Below are 21,813 nucleotides of genomic sequence, written 5' to 3'. Positions count from 1 at the left end.
GGCGAAATAAGAATTTATCTAATATCCCTTTTCAAAAATATATATCTCTCCATTCCTTGGTGTAGAGAATCTATCCCCTATGTAGCCTCTATGCAATAACTCATGTCTCAGTACTTTCATAAAAGCGCCATGAGTAACGATCAAAACTTGATTATGGCTACGTTTGTGCTTATTGGCTTCAATCATATTCAAAAAGGTTCTAGCCCTTTCGATTGTAAATTGTTTATTTTCTTGTGAGCGGTGTTCCAGCAGCCATCCAAATCGCCCTAGGAGCAACCACAAATTCAAATGCACTTTATAATGCCTCATTAATCCTATTTTCATCAATACCTCATGAGTAATACATCTGGTGTAATTTCACCCTCATATTCACACTAATTCATTTTATGTTTCAAGTACTTCTTCTTAACCTCTTGTTCCTCCGTATCGGCAACCAATCCGAGTGGATCCATAGCGGTACATTCATCACTTTCTCCAGCGTAATAACTGCCTGCTCACAATCTATAAGCTCCAAAACACGTCTGATTTCAAAAGCATATTCGTGTCCCAGCAGTTCTACAACAGCATTGATATCCGCGCGCTTCATATTTAGCCCATATGCTTCTTGTGTACTTTCGGAACACCATATATGTCCAGTTATACGCTTGCCAGATCTAAAGATGTTGATTTCTAAAATATCATCATCGAAATAACCTACGGTTATATCGGACTGGCAATATGACAGGACATTGCTTCACTGAAAGTATCGATTGTTCCCCACTCAAACCAGTCGTTCAATATACTGATCCAGCCATTAAACTCACCGATATAGTAGGTGTGCTTTGTCAAGTCTGCCTGTTCTAGCAAAGCTGAAAAATCATCATCGAGTTTTATTCCTGAGTCTAATTTTATTTTCCCAAGGTTCGGTTTCTTCTGAGCAGCTTTCTCTGCAATTGTTTTCAAATAGGAAATCACTTCATCCTTGTTCGGTGACTTTACATGTACATTGGCAAATTTTGTTCCCATGCAAATTACCTGCCTATTTTAATAATTTTATATATCCATTTTCGATGACGCTTGACCATTTATGAAGCAGAAAGTTCCTCCGACCTATCAGCGGCGTTACCTTTCTCGAATCGCTGCTGATAGCGGCGGATTACTTTCCCTTATATAAAAATTCAGCATTCCCCTCAAGCATGTAATCATATTCAAATAATTGAATCGTTCTCTCTTTAATTCTATTTTTGAAGGCGATCTGTAAATTGACCAGTCCCTGAGAGCCGATGTGGTGACCTGTATCACTTAGAAACGTGCTTTCGACGAATTCTGTTTCCTTTAAATGATTTTGTAACCAGCCCCTTTGTGATTCGATTAACAATTCCTTTTGTTGTGCATCCAGTTTGTTTAAAAGCTGCTTGTAAATTTCATTCATTTCTTTATCCCAAATATCCGCGTATTTTCCCTCAAGCTGCATCCATCCCGTTGTGGAGAATTCCCCTGAATTATCAAACTCCTCAAATTCTTGTTCATAATCTCGATCGATTGGATTTGAGCGAATGAGTTCTGAGAACTCACCCGATAAATCATATGAGCCAAAATAAGCTAGCGTGGAATCATCATACGATGAGTCATCTAACCTCCCTGTATTTTCGTTGCCACCGGGTTCATGAGTAGAAGGCAATGATCCATTCGATTTGTTATTTGATGCATTTGATGCATTTGATGCATTTGATGCATTATTCGACGCGTTTGAAGCATCTGATATTATAGAATTATTTGCGACAGTACTATTACTAGCTGATTTATTACTATTTTCATTATTACAAGCGGTTAACGAAACGATTAATACGATAAATAGCCATAGCTTTCTTTGTGGCATTTGGATCTCTCCTAGCTTCCTAAGTGTTTTAACAATCTTTTATTCTAACCAATGTATGTTCAATATGTTCTACGATCGCAAATCGATCTTTAAATATATTAAAATTGTAGTGATCATATAAATCCCCCGCTAAAATGTTTCCATTATGAAAAGTCGTATTGGTTTTCTCCGGGATAATGATCTGAAACCCGTGTTCAAAAGCAGCTTTACAAGTAGCATCTATACAATATTCTGTTTGCATGCCTACTATTATTAATTGCTCTATGCCTTTCCCTTCCAAATATCCTCTTAAATTTGTCCCCTTAAATGCAGAATTATAATTTTTATTTATTATAGTTTCATTTGCTTTCGGACTGATCTCTCTATAAATCTGCCAGCCATCCGTATTTGGTTCTAACTCAGAACCGATTCTACCATTATGTTGAACATAAATGACCTCTACGCTATTTTCTCGGCATGCTGTAATCAATCTTTGTATGTGACTTAGAATTGTCTCTATATTATATGGTTTGGCCTGTACCAACGCATTTTGAACATCTACGACTAAGAGTGCTGTATTTTTCATACCTTACCCCCTCTAAATTATTATTATCCTGCATTAAGAAAACGGCCTCGATTGCTGCTGCGATGAGGCAGTTAATAAATCAAAACTATATACCCTTGTATATTCCCCATCCGCCTTTGGAGCGAGTTCTTTGAATGTCCAGCCGAGTCTTTCATAATATCCGTCATGGTCCGTAATTAAATATAGATAGGGATACCCTAATTTCCGGGCTTCTGCTATAGCATGTGCTTGCAGCAGCTTGCCGATCCCCATCTTCCTCTTCTCTTCGACGACATACAAACCAGCCAGCCAAGGATATAAATCTTGTCTGCATTTTAAATCATTCATCCACAGCGATACCGTGCCGATAGGCTCATCTTCGGCTAAAGCAACAAAAGTCATGGGAATCCTGTCTCTTTGGGCATGATGCTGAACCGCGTATTTGATATATTCAAATGTCGATTCCTTCCCCCATTCCTGCCATAACCACCGGCTAATAACATCGAGATAATTCATTTGGTCCGCAAGATTTACTATGTTTATATTCATTACTCTCTCCTATATCAATACTTCTCGTACAAGTTGGCACTCCAGCCCTCTCGATTGAGTCTTCTGACAAATTGGAATCCATAATCCTTGTAGTATTGATTTAGTCTTACGTTATCCGCCATACAATCAAGCCTGACCAGCGTTTTTCCTTTAAGCTTGATCTGTTCCTCAGCGCTGTTTAACAGATATTGTCCAATGCCTAATCCTTTATAGTCTCTATGAACTGCGAATCTATGTATATAACCGGCCTCAGGACAATCAAGCTCTTGCCAAATCAAAGGGTCTGTCCATGTCAATATATAGGTACCTACAATTTCTTGATTTGATTCGGCTACATATACGTCCGAGCCATCATGGAAAAAATCGATGACTTGTTCCAAATTAAATTTTTCCGGCCGCCATTGATTGATTCCTTTTGAATTAAGCCATTTTGCCGAGCTTTGCCATAAATCCAATACGATTGGGGCCTCTTTAAGTGACGCAGGTCTAATCAATAGCTCTGTTAGAAGATTTTCCATTAACATTACCTCACCCAGTATTGTTCTTGTACTTAAATTATGGGTATTTATCTTGCTGCCTTCCGAAGGCATAAAATGGGTATATCCTCATCCATAATTTACTTAATTTTACAAGGATTCATAGCTCTGGTCCTGATCTGCTTGATAGGAGCGATAATCGATGACGATATAATCGATGCTATTGGCATCATTATCAATCACAAAGTCGATGTATTTTTCATTAAGAGTATATCTGTACGTTTCATATCCTTCGTAGGGCGTTAACTTCGATTGGGGCTCTCCATACATTTCGAATAATTTCTCATAAGAATCTCCCGCTTTCACACCTCTGTTTGTGCTCACATTGTTTAATTGTGCAAACACTAAATACGTCGTATCACTGGCGGTCGTTAAAAAGACCATTCTACATTCCACATCATCCGAGTTTGGATAGGCCGCTTGCCATCTTATCGCGCCTCCCCCGCTGCTAATATACCCGTTATTGTTCGCGTCAAAATCCGCACCAAAACCTAATTTGCTTTCAATTTCTTCTGCTTCTGTATTTTCAGTAATTTCGGCCGAATTGTACTCAAAACGAAAATCTTCTTCCCCAAGCGGCTTGGGCGGTGTCGCTTTATTATTGCAACCAGTTAATGTAAAAACTAACGAAAAAGCAAGTAGGAAAAACCTTAACATGGGAGCTCCTCTCATAATTAGGCGGATTTACCGTCCGATTATTAGATTAAAACTAATAGGGACAACCTTAATTATACCTCCATTTCATTATTCTGTAAGATAATTTTATCTCCCATTATAGTCTTAGTTCAACACCATACACAACAAAAAAAGACAGCCCCCCATACTGAGGACTGTCCTCGCTAATCTTTCCGCCCTGATGGTGCTGATTAATATTTCACCTTCAACCCCAACAGCTTGGCAAAGCCAATTGCCTGTTCGGGAGACACCGTACATCCCGCCAAGGATTGTGGCGGAATATCAATCCGGTCATACGTACAGGTGCTGATATCTATCCCTTTTAGCGAAGTATCGGTAAAATCCGCCTCATTCAGATCGCAGTTGTCAAGCTCTACCTCTTTAAGCTTACTGCCGTAAAAATTAGCGTTCCGCAAAGAACATCCGCTAAATATTACTTGCTTGAGCGAGGCCTCCACCAAATCGGCCAAATTCATCACGCAATTTTCGAACGTTACATGTCCCAGATTGGCTTTGTTCAAATTTACGCCTGTCAATTTACAGTCTTTGAAATGAACACGGTAGATCACGCCCTGTTCCAGTATGGCATTGGACAGATCGCAGTTTTCCAGCACAACATCCGTCATATCCATCCGCTCAACCCTCGTATTGGCAAAAGAGCAACCACGAAACATCGCTTTAGCCACAATGCATTTCTCCAGAGTCTCATATTCCATATTCCCGCCGTTTACCAAGGCATTTACGAGCTCATGATCTTCACTCTCCAGCAATTCGTCCAAGTCTGCTTCCTGCAAAGTGGCCGGAAGCTGGGGTGCCGACACTTTTGCTTTCGCCGCCATTTCCTAATCTCCTTTTAATCATATTGAAAAAGAAGCGAGTGCTTCATTCAGCCCATTTACATCCAATCCATCTACGGCAAATGCACGCCGCACCAGCTCGGGAGGCACGAATTCGTCGTACTTGCCCAGGTACGGTGCTTCAGCAGCATCCAGCAAGGCTTCCGGGTCCCTGACCGCGGATAGTTCAGCTTGAATGCCTGCCAGCAGCTCTGCAGCAGGTGCTCTTCCCGAAACGACCATATAATACGGCTCCATAGGGACAACTTGACGCAATCTCATCGGTTCAGCCAGATTGTGCTTAAGAAGGCGCTCCAACGTACGGAACTGCTTACTCCCCGCCCACGGCAAAATAAACAGTGAATCGCCGCCTGCCGGAATGACCGGACTGTGCAGCAGCCCGCTGTCCCTGGCCAGTCTGCGCGCCCGTTCCAGACGGTTTACCGCGCCGGGAGCCAGGTACGGGTACAGCGTCTGTTCCTGCAGAACTTGGCGCATTTTCTGCATCACCCGCGTATGAACGTCTCCGCCAGCACCAAGCCAAAGCGTATCCACCTTGCCCTTGGAGGATTTGACATAGACGGCCTTGTGCTTGCTGTCTACTTCCTCCACCTTCCACAGCTTGCCGGCCAGCGAGAAGCAGTAGCCCGGCGGCGGCACGGTCGTGATGCTTCCGATCTCCTCGGAGCCGTTATATACCGCATGCTCTTCGTCATCCTTGAACACCGCGTAGAAGCGGAAGTTGTTTACGATCTTCTCGCCGCCAAGCCCGATAATCAGCGTGCCTTCCTCTGTCTGCTGAATATGGTCCGTCTGCAGCAAATACTGCAGCAGCTGCTTGAACTCCTCCGGCTCTACGCCGCGGAATGCCGGCAAGGTCAGCACGGCCTGCGCCAGTTCGGCGGGCTCTGCTTCACCGATGCTTTTGAGTGTGCTCATCGTCTGGTGATAGAGCACGCCAATCGGCTTGCGCCGCAAATCCAGCGGCTCTACCCAGCGCTCGCGGACGTACAGCTCAATGACAGCGATCGCCCGCAGCAGCATCCACGGCATCCGCGCAGGCAGCTGCGCCTCCTCGTCCTCTTCCTCCGCGCAGAGGAACATCATCTCCGACGCCTGATCGCCCCGGCGGCCAGAGCGGCCCAACCGCTGCACGAAGCTGGAGCAGCTGTACGGTGCGCCGAGTTGAATGACCCGCTCCAGCTCGCCAAGGTCGATGCCGAGCTCCAGCGTCACCGTCGCTGCGGCCACCGCCGGCCCGGAGCCGGAACGAAGTGCCGCTTCGGCCTCCTCGCGCAGCATCGCCGAAATACTGCCGTGGTGCACGTGGAATACGTCGCGCTCCTCCCGCTTTGCGGCGATCCGCCGCAGCTCCAGCGTAGTCAGTTCGGCGTCGGAGCGGCTGTTGGTGAAGACGAGCGCTTTTTTCCGATGGGTATGGTCATAGATGAATTTGTAATAGTTTTGCTTTGCCAGCTCCAAATGCTCGGCCTCTCGCTCATCCCGGGCATCCGGGAACGAGAAGTGCTCCACCGACAGCTTCAGCTTCCGTCCGCCTTGGGGAGATACGACCTCCACGGGCTGCGAAGTTCCGGCTCCAAGCCAGCGGGCCGCGGCCTCGTAGTCGCTCAACGTGGCGGACAGGCCGATTCGCCTCGGGGAACAGGAGGCCATACGCTCCAGCCGGGTCAGCTGGCTCAGCACCTGAATGCCCCGGTCGGCCCCCATAAACGCATGAACCTCATCAATCATGATGTACCGCAAATCATGGAACAAGGCCGGTATCGCATTCGGCCGGTTCATGAGCAGTCCCTCCAGCGACTCGGGCGTTATTTGCAGGACGCCGGATGGCCGCTGCATCAGCTTGGTTTTCTCCGCCTGGGAGACATCGCCGTGCCAATGCCATACCGGCACCTCCCCCTCCCGCAGCAGCTCGGTAATGCGCTCGAACTGATCGTTGATCAGTGCCTTAAGCGGTCCGATGTAGAGTATGCCGACCGACCCGGAAGGACGCTGATACAGCTCCGTCAACGCCGGAAAAAAAGCTGCCTCCGTCTTGCCCGACGCCGTGCCGGAAGCGATCAGCAAATGATGGCTCGTATCGAGCAGCACGCGGCAGGCCTCGACCTGGGCCTCCCGCAGGCTGTCCCATTGCTTCCGGTAAATGTATTCCTGGATAAACGGCGCCAATCGGGAAAATGGACTCGATCCGCTCATAACTCAAACTCCGCCAGGAAATCATCCAGATCATCCTTCGCTCCGCTCTTGCGGTCATTCGCGTTCACTGCATGCTCCCGTTCCCGCTCGCCCAGCAGTTCCTCGAACGAAAGCTCCTCATGCTGGTGCAGCATATGAAGCACATCCATGAAATCCCGGACCACCTCGCGGGTCGTCAGCAGTTCTTCGGCACCAAGCCGGTTCACCGCCGCCTGCATGAAGGCGATCAGCTGTTCATCCGCAAGCTGAGCTTCATAGCCGAAATGCATGGCATGGATGTCCCGCAGCTTCTGCAGCAGGACGAGGATCTCCTCATGGGACAGCATGTCCAGCTTCAGAATCGGCGAAGTATACGTCCGGCGCGAGCTGCTGCTGTAGCGGCCATCCATCAGCCGGGAACGCAGGGCGTCATAGCTAAACAGCCCTCTGCGCTCGTCCTCGACGAACTGCGGTGTTCCGCCCAGATAGATCCCCAGGTACTGCGCTTTGCCCTGCATCGTGTCGTTGAACATCGTGAGCAGCTTCTCGTAGTTGCTCTGACGGGAAATGCTGTTGGTGATTTTGTACAAATTGACGCCTTCATCTATAAACAGCAGCAGCCCTTTGTATCCTATGCGCACTGCAAACTCCGCCCACAGCTTCATGTAGTCGTACCAATTATCATCGTCGATGATGGCGCCAACTCCGAGCTCTTTGCGCGCCTCCGTGCGGTTCGGGTATTCCCCGCGCAGCCAGCGCAGCGCTGCCGCTTTCCGGTCGTCCTCTCCCAGCTTATAGCCGTTCCAGTAGGCGGCCAACACTTTGGCGAAATCAAAGCCGTGCACCAGATTTTGCATCTCATTGCATACCGCATAAATGCGGAGCTCTACCGCTTCGTGCAGCGCCGGATCACCGGGCCGCAGGCCGGCCGCCTGCATTTGCTCCTGCTGCAGCGAAACGATCCATTTTTGCAGCATCGGCTCCAGGGCGCCCCCGTCCGGTCTCGTTCGAGTGGACATGTTCATCATAAGCTCACGGTAGGTAGCAAGCCCTTGTCCTTTGGTGCCGACGAGCCTCCGCTCTGGCGATAAATCTCCGTCTGCCACCACAAACTCCCGGTCCATCGCATAGTTGCGGATCATTTGCAGCAAGAAGCTTTTGCCGCTTCCATACCGTCCGGTAATCAGGCGAAAAGCCGCCCCGCCCTCCGAGATATTGTCCATATCCTGCAGGATCGAAGCCACCTCTGCCCTTCGCCCGACGGCGATATGCTCCAGCCCGACCCGCGGAACTACCCCTGCTGTCAGGGAGTTCACCAGCGCCGTGGTCAGGCGTTTTGGTATTTGTATCTGTTTCACCGGTGTCACCTCATTCATCTGAACATGTGGAACTCTGTTAGCTAAGCAAACTCCGCAGCTCTTCCTTGTACTCCCGGGCGATCTCATCGCCATCGACGAGCAAGTCGCCAATACACTCCATCGCGATTTCGTTGATTTCGTCCAGCAGCAGCTCGGGCATGGAGCCAGCCCGCTCGGCAATGCTGAACCGCACTGCGGCGTCCGCTCCATCAAGCAGTGCGGACAGCATTTTGAGATGCGCCGTGGACAACCGGGCGAATACTTCGCGCCACTCCCCCGGCAGCTCCATCCCAATCTCCTCAGCCCCAATTTTCTTACATCTTCCGGTCACAGCGCTAATTTCTGTATCCAGGCTCTCGCTATCATCACGCATATTTGTTTCAGAGGGAGGCTGAGCCTGGTGCCTGGTCGCTATGGAATCTTCCTTGAAGTCGTGACGCGTAGAAACAAGTCTAACCTGCGTATGCTCTATTTCCTCAGGCTCCATCCAGCCCCGCTCGAAATCGAGCTCTGCCTGCTGCAGCTTCGCTGCTTTCTCAGGGTCCAGCACCTTGCTCCCCTTGACCAGTTGCAGCGGCGGTACGGCACCTTCTCTTCTCTCGCCGGTAACAGGTGCCTGCTCCTCAACGGTCAGCATATCCCGCACCTCGTCGGATTCCCACTGAGTCCTTTGCAGCTTCGATACGTTGATCTTCACCCGGGGCAGGCTCGCTTTGGCCTCCTCGGCCTTTCGCTGCTCGAACTCTTTATGCAGGAATCGTTCAACGAGCTGCTCCACCTCCGGCTCCAGCTGGATGCCCCGCAGCTTGCCTCTAAATCCCAATAACTCGCGCAGCTTATTCTCCGTGAACCTGACAAGCTGGGTCAAATACGAGCGCAGCGGAAGATGTGTACTGATCGGCAGAACGCTGACCGTAACACTGCGCCCGTACAGCTCATGATTGTATACAGCGGTACGGAACAAGGGCCTGCTCACTATTTTCTCGCGGGGCATAAATCGCTTCAGCAGCCTAGCTCCCTCGATTTTTGACAAATATCCATCGACCAGTGCCACCGCTTTCGAGGCATAAAGCTGCAAATCCTTGCGCCCTTGCCCGGTGTAAAAACGGCTCTTCTCCACGTCGTAGTCGACTAGCGTCCGCAGCATGTCCCAGGTCAGCGCAAGCGGCTCAGCGGTAAACCTGCGTTTCCACTCTAGCTCTTTCAGCTCTAGGGATAAATTCCTGGGGAGCTTCTGCAGCGGTTCGGAAGGCGGGACATCCAACCCAAACACCAGCCCGTAGTCATACAGCCATTCACGTACGTATGCTTCCAGCTTCGGATAACGCTCCCGGTAAGCCAGCCATACCTGCTGCATCTGCTTATACCCCTCGGCCGGTTCATTCGTGCCAATGCCATGAATCAGTTCATACAGGTACACAAAAAGATAAGACAAATCCGTATCCGGATACCGCCCTGAGCGTACCTCTCCCCGCCAATACAAATACCAGCGCAGCTGTCCCGGCTGCATTTGCTCATAGGTAGGCCAGTAAGCGTGAAAGGGGACAAACTCCCCCACTGCTCCACCCTTCCATTCGAGCTCTCGGGCCTGCTCCACAAACTGCCGCTCCCGGGAAACATAGCGGAAACTCTGCTGCCAATCTACTTCCCGCTCGCCGCGTTCAGGAATCACCACAAAGGGCTCCGCTCCTTTCCGTTCTGGCTGCTCAAACTCGATCTCGGCAAAAGTAAGCTGCTGCTCCCTAGTCCTCCTCTGATTGTTAACCATCTGATTCTGATATCCGTGCCTGCCCGTTCTATCGTTCATCGTCCATAGACCTCCATCACGACACCATTATACCATCAAAGCGAAAGCCTGTTCGTATTTTTTTCAGACGACTTAAGAGCTATATTTTATTATCGCGGCCTTCCTGCTTCAATTCCTCTAGCAGTTCCTCTTCAATCTCTTCATTGCTCATATTAAACTCGTCCTGCTCCAGGATCCCTAACTTTTCCTTGATACGTTGGATGTCATTATGCATTTCCCGGTTTCGAATATACATGTTAAGTACCAACCCAAAAATAACGGAAAGCAGAATTAGCACTCCAATCGGACCAAGAAAGAAGGAAATCAGTATGGCAATTATTATAGCTAGCAGCGTCCCGATAATAGACATTTTCTATACCTCCCCATCTGAATTCATTCGTTATTTATAACCTTTGTTCATATTAGTAGATAATGTTATCTCATATTGAAGGCTATAGAAGCCATTAGGCCTTATTTAAAAAAGAGCGAATGTTGTTGGAGTTTATCCACGAACCTCGCTCTAATGCTGTATCGGTATTTTTGTGCAGACATAGGCTGTCAGGCCTCTGTTTTTAAACAACTCTGGGACGGTTCCCGCCGTTTTATCTTACGCCTGTTGATATTGCGCCTGATGCAGCCTGCTATAGACGCCGCCAGAAGCGACAAGCTCCGCATGCCGTCCTTGCTCAGCAATGCCGCTCTCGTCGATGACGATGATCCGGTCGGCGTTTTTGATCGTTGCCAAACGGTGGGCAATGACCAGCGTCGTCCGTCCGATGGACAGCTCGGAAAGCGATTGTTGGATCGCCGCTTCCGTCTCGGTATCCAGCGCTGACGTCGCCTCGTCCAGAATCAAGATCGGAGGATTCTTCAGAAACATTCTAGCGATGGCAAGCCGCTGCTTCTGCCCTCCTGACAGCTTCACGCCCCGTTCGCCAATGACCGTATCCATCCCGTCAGGCAATTGGCTGATCATCTCTTCCAGAGATGCCCGCTTGGCCGCTCCCCAAATTTGCTCTTCGGTGGCCTTCAGATCGCCGTACATGATGTTCTCCCGGATCGTTCCTGCGAAAAGGAACACGTCTTGTTGAACAATGCCGATATTTTTGCGCAGCGACTGCAGCGTCATATCTCGGATATCCATGCCATCCACCGTGATCTGTCCTCCGTTCACATCGTAAAACCTCGGCAGAAGACTGCAAATGGTCGTTTTTCCAGCACCTGAAGGACCTACAAACGCAACCGTTTCTCCCGCGCGAATCGATAGATTAATTCCATCCAAAATATTCCGATCAGCCTCATAACCGAACGTTACGTTCTCGAAGCGAATATCGCCCCGCAGCGTATCGACCGCGACTGCATCTTTCCTATCCGCAATATCCGGCTCGGTATCTAGAATCTCTGTGTACCTTTTGAACCCGGCGATGCCCTTCGGATAACTTTCAATTACGGCGTTGATCTTCTCGATCGGACGGAAGAAAATATTCGATAACAATATAAAGGCCATAAATTCACCCAGCTCGATCTTGCCTTGGATATAAAACCAGGCCCCGCAAACCATGACGAAAATAGTGATCAGCCTCATCAGCATGTAGCTGACCGAGATGCTCTTGGCCATCGTTTTATACGCTGACAGCATCGTCTCTCGGTAATTCCGGTTATCCACCGAAAACAATTTTTTCTCGTGTTCTTCATTCGCGAACGATTGCACGACGCGGATTCCGCCGACATTTTCCTCGATCCGGGCGTTGAAATTGCCGACATTGGCGAACAACCGGCGGTAAGTCCTGGTCATCTTGCCCCCAAACACGATAATCAACCAGGCCATAATCGGAATAATGATAAAGGTGATCAACGCGAGCTCAAGATTTATGTAAGCCATCAGCGAAAATGAACCCGCGAGCGTCATGACAGCAATAAACACGTCTTCCGGGCCGTGATGCGCAAGCTCTCCGATTTCGTTCAAATCATTCGTCACTCTGCCGACCAGGTGCCCTGTCTTGTGATTATCGAAAAACCGGAATGACAGCTTTTGAATGTGCTCAAACATTTTACGCCGCATTTCCGTCTCAATATTGACGCCTAACATATGACCCCAATAGGTCACGATATAGTTCAATACCGTATTCAGCGCGTAAACGCATAACAACCCAACGCTTGCAACCACGATCATGCTCCAGTTTCCTCCTGGAAGCAGATCGTCGATAAATTTGCTGACAGCTAGCGGGAACCCAAGTTCCAGAACCCCCGCGATGACTGCACAGCTGAAATCCAATATAAATAAACCTTTATAAGGCCGGTAATACGAAAAAAATCGGCGCCACATGGCCATTATGTCTCCTCTCTGTCATCCACATCAGCCATCATTACGTTGTTTCATCCCTTACACTTGCCAGTAGAATAGCGGAGGAGCCTGTCTAATTTAAATATTATTCAGCAGAGGCGGCTTCCTCGTCATTTCCCTGTCGTCCTGCGTAATAAGGTTCGCCCGGGTCCAAATCGATCACGGCGCGATGCGGTCCAGCTAACGCATACTGGTGCTCACAGCGCCAACGCATGTCTTCGGATAAGTCTACCGTCTCCCCATCCTCGATAATGTCTCCGTGGGTAAATAAATAATACGCGATGTCCATTAAATGACCGGCAACCTCTGAAGGAGTGAGAGCATAGTAATGGCATTGTACATCGGGGATGCCCAGCGCCGCTAGTCCGATAGAGTCCATCAAGCGCTCCTCTTGCCCATGTCCGGTTCCTTCCACGTTATAAAAGCGTATATTCATCGCTCCGTATAATAAGTTCCCGTCTTCAATGGCGGCCAGGTACGGGCCAGGCTCTACCAGCTTGTCGCTCTCCCGAAAGTAAATCGCATCGCAAGGCGCTGCCTCAAGTACTGCCCGAAGTGCTCCGGTAAACAACTGCAGTCTGGACTTGGGTTCAAGTCCGGACGCCATCATATCCGCTAACAGCAGCGAATAGCTGCATTCATTCAAGGTTTGCTCAGCCTCCTGCCAATGCCAGCATTGCTGAATCGCCGTCTCGTAATCCGCAGCCGGACGATGATCAATTTCCACCAGAGTGGTCTGAGCTGGCATCTCTCCTTCCGCGTACTGAACCATGTAGTTGAAATGAAAGAAATGAATCAGGTTATCCTGACCCGTTCCATTTGCTTCCCCTACTGCTAACCCGGCTGTATCTTCCCCCGTTGCTCTAGGCTGTTCTATTGTACCGGTATATTGCTCCATTTTCTCATAGAGTAAACCCCGATCGAGCTTAGGCTGCTGCCTGTATTTCAGTTCTATCGTATAGACCCGGGCAAACCCGAAATCTTTTTCGAAATCAACACTATCATTCATAACTCTTGTCCCCAATCTATGATTTTATGTACGATAAAATTGTTGCACGGCGGGACAATTAAAGAGCGCCCTTCGCCACATGGGACGAAGAGCGCTTGGCTTGCTATTCATGTCCACCATTGATGAATTACTAATTATCGCATCACGTAAAAGATGCGAAACGTGTAAAACAGTACCCTAAGCTCATCGTTCAGCGTTATGTACAGAGCCGGCTTGAATCAGTTATCGAGCGAAGAAATGCGTGACTGCTCTGCATACGAAGTCGCTGTATATTTAAACAGCATATAACCAAGGAATGCGTAAACGGCTACCGATATTAAACTGGACAAAGAAATCGAAGTAAAGGGAAAAATAACGTACAATGCCCTTCCCCATAATCCGTACGGCAGATATTTCACATTAGGCGAAATCAAAGTCAGCCATACTCCTAACAGGAACGCGAGGTTTGCCAGTGACAATAACGGGATTGTGAAAAAAAGAGTATTCAGCACTTTAAGGCTCTGCCAAGGCATGACAACACTTAAGAGCTGGTATAAGAACATAATGCCTAACCCGCCAAACAATAAATGCAGAGCATAGGCACGAATCGCCGAATACCATTTAAATGACTCAAACCATAAACGAAGCTCTTTGAGCACCACAGAAAATTGCTGCATCAGGACGTTTCCTCCTCGGATTTGGCTTCAGGCAGTAAACCTGCGTTTGTTTCCCCGTTGTTATCCTCTCCAGATTCCTCTACTGGAATAGGGTCCACGCTAATCTCAAACGTACTTCCGCAACTAGAGCAAAAACGAACATTTACCGGAACGCTGCTTCCGCAGGATCTGCACACCTTCATGTCGGATAAATTGGCGATTTGCAGCAGATTTTGTTCAATTTCCATCCGCAGCTGAACGATGCGCTCGATCGGAGCTGCAAACTCCTCCAAAGGCAACGGCCATGATCCCTGCTCGGCAGCCGCGTACACAAGCTTGCCAATGGCCTGATATTGTTCGTTGACTTCGTTTTGTTTGCTGCTATTTTGCATTTTCAAACGGTTGACTTCAACAACCATTTTGGCCTTATTCCCGGCCTCGGCTACACCTGTCTTGAACTTGTCAAAAAAGCTCAACGACATCTCCCTCCCTAAAAATCATCTCAAAACATCTCAAATGTTATTTTTCGACATTAATATCAAAATCCCTCCAGAAAAACGCTGAATTTTCTATCTTCCTATGCCTTTACTTAAGAATAGTTCTATCGGTGTATTATATTTCCAGTAATTCCGGGACCTTTATGCCTAAGGCTCACTTTGGGTTCGTGTCTTGCAAAACTTCTTTTATTTGATGTAATACAGCTTGATAAAAAGATTCGTCATGTGGAACAAACTGATTTCTCCCCACGGTTTGTTTCACTTTCCTTTTTTGTCCGTCATCGTCCAGTTGAAACCCATGTATATCAATCTGATTTTGTTGTCCTAACCACAATTTAACAAAGTCATTAAAGCGAGCTCTAAAAATCCCTGATACTTCATCTTGTTGCACGGAAAAATCATCGAATGACAATTCGCAGCGATACAAAAAAACATACGCGATTTCTTTATCGATCCAGGCTTGGTTAGTGACAACATAATTCATGATCCCCAATGAAATTAGTTCGCTCATAGAGACTTCTATACCCGTCTCCTCTTTAATTTCCCTTATTCCATCCCCGACCGTTTCATGGGATAATAAATGTCCGGCCGCCGTAATATCCAAAAGGTTAGGATAGTCCCTCTTGTGTTCACTACGAAGTTGAAAGTAAATATAGTCCTCATTTTCATCATGACTAACAAACCAGCAATGAATGGATTCATGCCAATAACCAAGTTGATGCACATCAGCACGTGTAGCCACACCTATATGTACTCTATTCTCATCATAAATATTCAACAACTCTGTCTGCATCCTATTGATCCTTTCCCAGCATTTTATTCAAAAAAAGTCATATGAGTTTTAGATTCCCTATAATATTTCAATCGGTCTTCCAACTGCCCGGTATGCAGCTCAAATTTATGTCCATCGGGATCTGTGAAGTAAATAGACTTCTTGTCTCTTTCATCCCGTTCTCTTCCTGAGAGGATGTTAACTTTAAGTTTTTCCAGTTTTTCTTTATAGATTTCAAATGCTTCTTCTTTGATAGTAAAAGCAATGTGAGTATACGAATGAAATATTTCATTTCTTTCAATCTCCGGTTCTTCATTCAAAGCAAGCCATATCCCGTTTAAATCAAAGTAAGCAAGTTTTCTGCCTTTAACTAAAAGCTTTGCCCCGAAAACTTGCTCATAAAATGGGATGGACTGCTCTAAGCTTGCAACGGAGAAACAGATGTGATTTACACCTTGAATTTGCAAAAGCAATCATCCTTTTCTTTTCCTAAGTTATTTTCCAATCTTCCTTCAACATTCCATATACAACATAGTCTACATAATGATCATAAAGCCATTCCGCCTGTCTAATGATCCCTTCGTTACAGAAATTCAATCGTTCAGGTATAGCTCTGCTCTTTGAATTTTGTACGGCCGCCCTGATTTCAACTCTATTTAGTGATAATTCATGAAAGACATAATTAATCACTGCCTTGCAGGAGCTGGTCATGATGCCTTTTCCTTGCTGATCTGCAGATAGCCAATAGCCAATAGAAGTCTGTTTATTTCTCCAATCAATACTGTGCAGCCCAATGCAGCCTACGATTTTTTCTTTATAGAAAATACCTGAGCTAAAACCATTGTTGTCAGCAAATAAATTTAATGAAAGCTGTATAAACTCTTTAGTTTGTTCTACACTTTTTGTATCATCTACCCATGGCAGCCATTCTCTTAAGTGTACTCGATTGTGATCAGACAACTTGAACATTTCTTCAGCATGCCGCATTTCAAGCAGTTTTAATTGCAGGTCATTGCTTATAATGTGAGTAAACATAGATTTCTCCTCCTGATTTTTCTAGCATTTATTGTGTGATCCTGTATTTGATGTTAAAGTCTTGAGGTTGCTTTCTAACCACTTCATAGGGGATCCACATTGATCAAATCACCTCACCATCCGCACATCGGAATTAAATATTTTCTGAGGGACAACCTTAACCATTAACCGTTCCATCTTCTTAATACTTTAAATCCAAAAAACTCTAATTGTTCATCAATGGTTTGTATGGAGCGGATTTGCCTTAAGTAATTAATATTTTTAAATAGCCAACTGTTTTTTTCAATGAGCTCTTCAATCACTATAGTCCCTTCCGGGAACAATCTATTGAGCCTATTGATATATTCCTTTTCGGATGTTCCGATATAATAGGAAGGAGAGTGCGGATATATATTGCTATGAAAAACAAATTTGAAACCTAATTGATGGATGTACTCCGGAATATCCATCATATTTTGCAATGCCTTGTCCTGGATAATATAGTATAAATTCCTGTCGACATTTTCGAGGTTCGTGATAGATCTGCTTGGATAGTGCTGCAAAAGCAGAGCAGTTATTTCAGTGCTGCTTTTAGGATATTTGGATACGGGATTAAAAATGTAACCCAAATATTCAAAGTATTCCTGGAGCGAACCCTCAAATTTTACACTTCTCATCATGGCTTTCATCTCTTGATAAAGTTCTTGAGGTATAGCTTTATAGTAAGTAATTTTTTTATTTGCAGCATACTGATCCAGCTGCTGAATTAAATCTAATTCTTCTTTTGAATACTTCATTTTCATCTCCTTAATTTCACCTTGCTGGACATGGCTAGCCATCGTCAATAATATGAAAAACCTCATTATAGTTTCGCATTATAAAATAACTCCGTTAATGAATCCGATACCTTGCTGATGCTAATGTCATCATGAAAAATTCGGTATACACCGTATTTCCCTTCCTCTTCAAATTTGATAAATATCGGATCCCCGCTTCCATGCGAGCAATTTGCAACAAACAGATACCCTTCCTTCAGTACATGTATTCCAGGTTGATATCTTAAACTCTCGTCTAATATATCTTTAATCCCGCCCCATAAGATATACGATATTCCATCAAAATCAGGCTCGGGCTCATATTCCTGAAATCCAAATTCGGCATCAATAATCGGTACAGCAGTGTATAGATGAATTAAATCCTTTGGCAAGATAATGCCTAATTGGTTTTGCAAGCTCTCCATCTCTTCAATAGTCGCGATTTTCCCTTTGTAATCAGGATATTTTTCTTTTACTTTTTCAATTAATCCTTCAGCAGAATGTATAAGCGATGTATTCAAAATAATCACCTAGTCTCAATATTTACTTTTACACGAACTACTTCTCGATAAAAAATCAAATCAGTTTGATGATCATAACTATAAAATAGGATGCAGGCAATAGTAATACTTGTGCAAGCACTGTACCCAATAATCGGGACACCATTAAAGTATTGTATATTTTTCCGAGCTGATCTCTGTACTCTTCGTTATTAATCGCTTTATCTGTAATTAAACCTACTTGCGGGTCTATAAAAATCGTCAATAATATGGTTGCTATTCCATTAATAAGGCCCGATGATTGTGATGCTGTTGTACTCAATGAAGGAACTAAATGAGCAGCATAAAGGGATGACAGTACTCCTACTGTGTAAATTGCCGTAACCAAAATATTTAAGAGTATAAATCGCTTAGATATGCCTAAATATCTATAATGATAAAAATTGAATGACGGTTTTTTTATATAAGTTCTCACATTTCTTAATTGCGCTACCGTTACGCTAGATATGAGTCTTGGTAAGGAACCAGCAAGCTCCAGCTTGGATATGACTCTGGTCCAAACGTTAACAAAAGTAGGAAAAAGAAGAATGGCCATAAAAGTGCCCATCGTGGAGGAAATTAATATGATTCTGAGATTGTACAGCACATTAAAAGCTGGATCGATTTTAGCGTAATCAATAATTTTAGCTGTCAATGGAGCTTGAATTAAATTAGCGGTTCTCGAAATAAGTACGATAATACCTGTTAAAGAAAGCGCGACCGCAATCTTATTGATCTTCACCCCAGCATATCTTAGTGAGTAAGATAATGTTTCTACCGTATGGATGATCATGGTCAGAATAAAGATAACCATCAAATAATTAATCATTAGTTTAGTCTCCATAGTGTTATCATTTTCTAATCTTCTTCCATGATTATACATCTTTCAGTCAAGGGTGAGCCCCGATCTTAAGTATCGGTGTTTTCCATGTATTTATCGTGCAATTGAATTCCTTCAGTAATTGACTGCCGTGTATCCTTATCCATCATTTCTATTTCGAAGGTTAAACCTCCATATCCGTCGAGCATCTCAAGAATTCTATATATTACTTCATCTATCAACTCCACTTGAATTTCTCGAAATGATTGTTTATCCTTGTTTGAATGCAGCAATGATCCGAGTCTTATATATTCTTCTCGATATGTACTCCAGTTTAGCTTTGAATCTACTTCTAGGCTTCCTACAGAAAAATCAACATATTGGTCTCTAATTTGTTTCAACTTCTTCAATAATTCTTTTTGCTTTTCATTTACTTCCTTCAATGGAATACTCCTTTCTGAATGTTAGACTTTATTTCCCCCTTTTCTTCAATCGATGTCTACAATCATCCATCCTTGATCATTTGTGTTTTGAAGGGCGAAAGAAACGTTGTTATCATTATATTTAACACCTACAACTATACTTTTTGTAACTTTCGAACCATTTTCATAAGTATTCTCATGCTGATAATTTAATGCTTTAAGTTCAATTTTCGTCGTTTTTCCAATCTCCAAAAGCTGGTAGACGCGATCGCTTAAACCTGTATTATCCTTTATCGTTTCTTTCAGTAAATCGATATCATCCTCTTGTATTGCCAGAAAATGCTTATGCACCACTTCAAAAACACTAATAGGAATTCTTAAGTCATAAATAATTTCATGCTCTTTAGGTATGAGATCTTCATCATAACGAATTAACTCTTCGTTCTTTAACATTAAACTTGCGTTCAGTTCGTTTACTTCATCCAGCTTTTTCTGCAGAAGTTCATTTTCATTCGTCAATTCAACAACCCTGCTGGCATTTTCTTGGTTTATTGCCGATTGGTTTTCGCAACCTATAATGAAAAGCAATTGAAAACACATTAGCAGCACAATAATTTTCCTGTTCTTCATATGCCACTCCCCGCTAAAGATTTCGTATTTATGAAACAACCCAGCCTTAGAGATAACTCTTACCTTCGGCTGGGTTATATGTTGAACGAGCTTCTTTAGTGATATATGTTAATCTGCAGCTTATCACATTGTCGGATAGTCCAGTTTATCATCGATGATGCGGAACACTTTCCCGATACTTTCCGGGTACCGGGCCTCCAATTCCTCCCATTGCCGCTTCGGTAAAATCAAAAAATCGTGAGTATCGGAAAAATACGAGTATTCAAGCAGACGAATTTCGTACTTCTCCCGGATCAGCTCCTGGAAGCCGCGAATCGTGATATAGCGATCATCTCCGGAAAAGGTAAGTGCAATCGAATGCAGCTGGTCGTTATAAGTAACATCCAATCCTTTGTCTGTAAACGTAACCTCAACTGTTTCCTCTTGTAGCCGTTCACTGAACATTCGAACGATTTCCTCATCATCCTCACGCCAATCCACAGAAACACCATATACGACAGAAAACACAATCGAGATTTGCTCTTCAAGCTCATAATCATTTTTCAGCTCTTTCAAATCATCTATCAATTGATAGCGCTCGAAAGTTTTATAATGCCTTTCAATAAATAGTTCCAGCTGCTGCTCGTCACCTTCAAAAAGAAATGTCAATTCACTGTTACTTGGCATGTTCATTCTGTTTTCCTCCATATGTACACCTAATCGGTCGTAATTATAATCTAAACAATATGTACGCAAATCGAGGGCCGATTGGCCCGGATAATTACTCTTTTCAAAAAATCTTTTTCCATGATTATACATCTAACAACTAAAGAGGACAACTCTGCGGCGTGAATACGCTGACAACCTAACCAGTGCCGCATGAATGTCGACTATCGTTTATCTTGGGATAAACATTTTGGATAAAATCATTTTCTATTGCTTCATCTATCCAAAGCACTCTTGTTTCCTTTCCCTTATATATCGCATGTTCATATGTAAATAATTTAAATCTATATTCGCTTAACTTCCCATTCTTAGGTACAACTATACATCGATAAGTCATCGAATCCCTCTCAATAATATTTGTTAAGTCTGCGAAATCAAGTGGTTTATACCAGTATATTAATTTATTCTCTAAAAAGGGATTACTAATATCGAATACTTGTTCTTTACTTTTAAGAACTGTTCTTTCTTCAATGTATTTTTGTAACTCAGGACAGGGCACAAAGTTACATTCAAAAAAGGGAAATAACAAATCATGATTATCATCCATAAACTGGCTAAGGATATTTGCTTCTTCTCTTGCTGATAAAAAGAAGTTATAAATTGCTTTATCGTTGTTTTCAAAGATCATCATTGAATTCCCCCTATACCTTCTATCCAATAAATGCTCTTTCCCTTCATATCGCAGGAGTTTCAGAGCAGGACCATAAGGTTTCGCATGTCATGACTGAATTACCTATAAATTAAACTCTTCAATTTTCTTGATATTCGCTTCGAGTCTAGTTCTAATTTGATTTATTTCCACAGATAACAACTCATTATTTGCTGCTTCTTGTAACGCTTGGGCTTCAGCATAGAGATTATCTGCTTTGAAGGCCGTTTTATACAAGTTGCTTAATTTCTCCAACTCGTTATAAGATTCAAAAATATAGCTTTCCAAAGGTGTTGGAAGCATCGTGTTTAGACCGGAATTGATTAAATAGTTGAACGAGAAAAAAGAGATTGAATTAACATCATTCTTTTCCCATTTAAAATCAGCTTTTGAGCGTTCCCTCTGATCATGAGGCCGATTAAGCTCACTCACTATCTTCAAGTTATTTCTTAACTCTTTTCTTATTCGAGCGATATTCTCTCTAAGTAACACTTCATTATTTCGCATTGCAGAAATTTCATTAGCTGCAAATGGCCATCTTGCAATATTAAAAACGATAAGTCCACCTACGATAACAGCAAGTGTATTTAGGGCGAAATCTTTTAATATCTCCATTTTTAAACA

The 21,813-nt window shown here is 44.5% G+C and carries 27 protein-coding genes; all 27 read right to left on the bottom strand.

Annotated features, from left to right (window positions below; genetic code table 11):
* Positions 1 to 18: 18 nt before the first annotated feature.
* The 27 genes from G358_RS29605 to G358_RS0107195 all read right to left on the bottom strand — a co-directional run bounded on the left by G358_RS29605 (position 19) and on the right by G358_RS0107195 (position 21,804).
* The gene (locus G358_RS29605; protein WP_019636556.1) at positions 19 to 324 is read right to left on the bottom strand and encodes a histidine phosphatase family protein; all 306 of its coding nucleotides are present in this window, start codon (positions 322 to 324) and stop codon (positions 19 to 21) included.
* A gap of 375 nt (positions 325 to 699) precedes the next feature.
* Positions 700 to 1,005: a hypothetical protein gene (locus G358_RS0107320; protein ID WP_019636554.1), complete on the bottom strand. Its 306-nt coding sequence runs from the start codon at positions 1,003 to 1,005 to the stop codon at positions 700 to 702.
* A 130-nt stretch (positions 1,006 to 1,135) separates the two neighbouring features.
* Complete coding sequence (locus G358_RS0107315) at positions 1,136 to 1,858, bottom strand: lysozyme inhibitor LprI family protein (RefSeq protein WP_019636553.1); 723 nt, start codon at positions 1,856 to 1,858, stop codon at positions 1,136 to 1,138.
* Positions 1,859 to 1,886: 28 nt separating this feature from the next.
* Complete coding sequence (locus tag G358_RS0107310; RefSeq protein WP_019636552.1) at positions 1,887 to 2,423, bottom strand: cysteine hydrolase family protein; 537 nt, start codon at positions 2,421 to 2,423, stop codon at positions 1,887 to 1,889.
* Positions 2,424 to 2,456: 33 nt separating this feature from the next.
* Entirely contained in the window at positions 2,457 to 2,951 is a 495-nt protein-coding gene (locus G358_RS29600) for a GNAT family N-acetyltransferase (RefSeq protein ID WP_019636551.1), read from the bottom strand.
* A 14-nt stretch (positions 2,952 to 2,965) separates the two neighbouring features.
* Positions 2,966 to 3,541 (bottom strand): GNAT family N-acetyltransferase, encoded by a 576-nt coding sequence (locus G358_RS0107300; RefSeq protein ID WP_019636550.1) that lies wholly within the window; start codon positions 3,539 to 3,541, stop codon positions 2,966 to 2,968.
* Positions 3,542 to 3,577: 36 nt separating this feature from the next.
* A complete protein-coding gene (locus G358_RS0107295; protein WP_019636549.1) occupies positions 3,578 to 4,144 on the bottom strand; it encodes a hypothetical protein in 567 nt (188 codons plus the stop codon).
* Positions 4,145 to 4,353: 209 nt separating this feature from the next.
* Positions 4,354 to 5,001, bottom strand: coding sequence for a pentapeptide repeat-containing protein (locus tag G358_RS0107290; RefSeq protein WP_019636548.1), 648 nt, complete (start codon positions 4,999 to 5,001; stop codon positions 4,354 to 4,356).
* A gap of 18 nt (positions 5,002 to 5,019) precedes the next feature.
* Positions 5,020 to 7,215 (bottom strand): DEAD/DEAH box helicase, encoded by a 2,196-nt coding sequence (locus tag G358_RS0107285; protein WP_019636547.1) that lies wholly within the window; start codon positions 7,213 to 7,215, stop codon positions 5,020 to 5,022.
* The gene (locus G358_RS0107280) at positions 7,212 to 8,570 is read right to left on the bottom strand and encodes an ATP-binding protein (RefSeq protein WP_420836048.1); all 1,359 of its coding nucleotides are present in this window, start codon (positions 8,568 to 8,570) and stop codon (positions 7,212 to 7,214) included. Before G358_RS0107280 ends, G358_RS0107285 begins: the two co-directional genes overlap by 4 nt.
* 19 nt (positions 8,571 to 8,589) lie before the next feature.
* A complete protein-coding gene (locus tag G358_RS0107275) occupies positions 8,590 to 10,359 on the bottom strand; it encodes a TerB N-terminal domain-containing protein (RefSeq protein WP_019636545.1) in 1,770 nt (589 codons plus the stop codon).
* A 79-nt stretch (positions 10,360 to 10,438) separates the two neighbouring features.
* Positions 10,439 to 10,708, bottom strand: coding sequence for a hypothetical protein (locus G358_RS0107270; RefSeq protein WP_019636544.1), 270 nt, complete (start codon positions 10,706 to 10,708; stop codon positions 10,439 to 10,441).
* A 237-nt stretch (positions 10,709 to 10,945) separates the two neighbouring features.
* Positions 10,946 to 12,664, bottom strand: a complete 1,719-nt coding sequence (locus G358_RS0107265) for an ABC transporter ATP-binding protein (protein ID WP_019636543.1) — start codon at positions 12,662 to 12,664, stop codon at positions 10,946 to 10,948.
* Between the two features lie 103 nt (positions 12,665 to 12,767).
* The gene (locus G358_RS0107260) at positions 12,768 to 13,691 is read right to left on the bottom strand and encodes a DUF4261 domain-containing protein (RefSeq protein WP_019636542.1); all 924 of its coding nucleotides are present in this window, start codon (positions 13,689 to 13,691) and stop codon (positions 12,768 to 12,770) included.
* Positions 13,692 to 13,909: 218 nt separating this feature from the next.
* Positions 13,910 to 14,347 (bottom strand): hypothetical protein, encoded by a 438-nt coding sequence (locus tag G358_RS0107255; protein WP_019636541.1) that lies wholly within the window; start codon positions 14,345 to 14,347, stop codon positions 13,910 to 13,912.
* Positions 14,347 to 14,808 (bottom strand): zinc-ribbon domain-containing protein, encoded by a 462-nt coding sequence (locus tag G358_RS29595; RefSeq protein ID WP_420836047.1) that lies wholly within the window; start codon positions 14,806 to 14,808, stop codon positions 14,347 to 14,349. Before G358_RS29595 ends, G358_RS0107255 begins: the two co-directional genes overlap by 1 nt.
* 169 nt (positions 14,809 to 14,977) lie before the next feature.
* Positions 14,978 to 15,616 carry an NUDIX hydrolase gene (locus tag G358_RS0107245; RefSeq protein WP_019636539.1) on the bottom strand — a complete coding sequence of 213 codons (639 nt, stop codon included), beginning with the start codon at positions 15,614 to 15,616 and terminating at the stop codon, positions 14,978 to 14,980.
* 23 nt (positions 15,617 to 15,639) lie between these two features.
* The gene (fosB, locus tag G358_RS0107240; RefSeq protein WP_019636538.1) at positions 15,640 to 16,062 is read right to left on the bottom strand and encodes a metallothiol transferase FosB; all 423 of its coding nucleotides are present in this window, start codon (positions 16,060 to 16,062) and stop codon (positions 15,640 to 15,642) included.
* Positions 16,063 to 16,084: 22 nt separating this feature from the next.
* A complete protein-coding gene (locus G358_RS0107235) occupies positions 16,085 to 16,630 on the bottom strand; it encodes a GNAT family N-acetyltransferase (protein ID WP_019636537.1) in 546 nt (181 codons plus the stop codon).
* Positions 16,631 to 16,794: 164 nt separating this feature from the next.
* Entirely contained in the window at positions 16,795 to 17,406 is a 612-nt protein-coding gene (locus tag G358_RS0107230) for a hypothetical protein (RefSeq protein WP_157274282.1), read from the bottom strand.
* A gap of 65 nt (positions 17,407 to 17,471) precedes the next feature.
* Positions 17,472 to 17,945, bottom strand: a complete 474-nt coding sequence (locus G358_RS29590) for an SMI1/KNR4 family protein (protein ID WP_019636535.1) — start codon at positions 17,943 to 17,945, stop codon at positions 17,472 to 17,474.
* Positions 17,946 to 18,000: 55 nt separating this feature from the next.
* The gene (locus G358_RS0107220; RefSeq protein ID WP_019636534.1) at positions 18,001 to 18,792 is read right to left on the bottom strand and encodes a lipid II flippase Amj family protein; all 792 of its coding nucleotides are present in this window, start codon (positions 18,790 to 18,792) and stop codon (positions 18,001 to 18,003) included.
* Positions 18,793 to 18,872: 80 nt separating this feature from the next.
* Complete coding sequence (locus tag G358_RS0107215; RefSeq protein WP_019636533.1) at positions 18,873 to 19,226, bottom strand: hypothetical protein; 354 nt, start codon at positions 19,224 to 19,226, stop codon at positions 18,873 to 18,875.
* Between the two features lie 45 nt (positions 19,227 to 19,271).
* Positions 19,272 to 19,835, bottom strand: coding sequence for a hypothetical protein (locus tag G358_RS0107210; RefSeq protein ID WP_019636532.1), 564 nt, complete (start codon positions 19,833 to 19,835; stop codon positions 19,272 to 19,274).
* 123 nt (positions 19,836 to 19,958) lie between these two features.
* A complete protein-coding gene (locus tag G358_RS0107205; RefSeq protein WP_019636531.1) occupies positions 19,959 to 20,507 on the bottom strand; it encodes a hypothetical protein in 549 nt (182 codons plus the stop codon).
* A 172-nt stretch (positions 20,508 to 20,679) separates the two neighbouring features.
* Complete coding sequence (locus G358_RS0107200) at positions 20,680 to 21,171, bottom strand: hypothetical protein (RefSeq protein WP_019636530.1); 492 nt, start codon at positions 21,169 to 21,171, stop codon at positions 20,680 to 20,682.
* Between the two features lie 102 nt (positions 21,172 to 21,273).
* The gene (locus G358_RS0107195) at positions 21,274 to 21,804 is read right to left on the bottom strand and encodes a hypothetical protein (protein WP_019636529.1); all 531 of its coding nucleotides are present in this window, start codon (positions 21,802 to 21,804) and stop codon (positions 21,274 to 21,276) included.
* Between the last annotated feature and the right edge of the window lie 9 nt (positions 21,805 to 21,813).

The organism is Paenibacillus fonticola DSM 21315 (genome assembly GCF_000381905.1).
In the GTDB taxonomy this organism is placed as follows: domain Bacteria; phylum Bacillota; class Bacilli; order Paenibacillales; family Paenibacillaceae; genus Fontibacillus; species Fontibacillus fonticola.
This window is presented reverse-complemented; position numbering and strand designations above follow the sequence as displayed.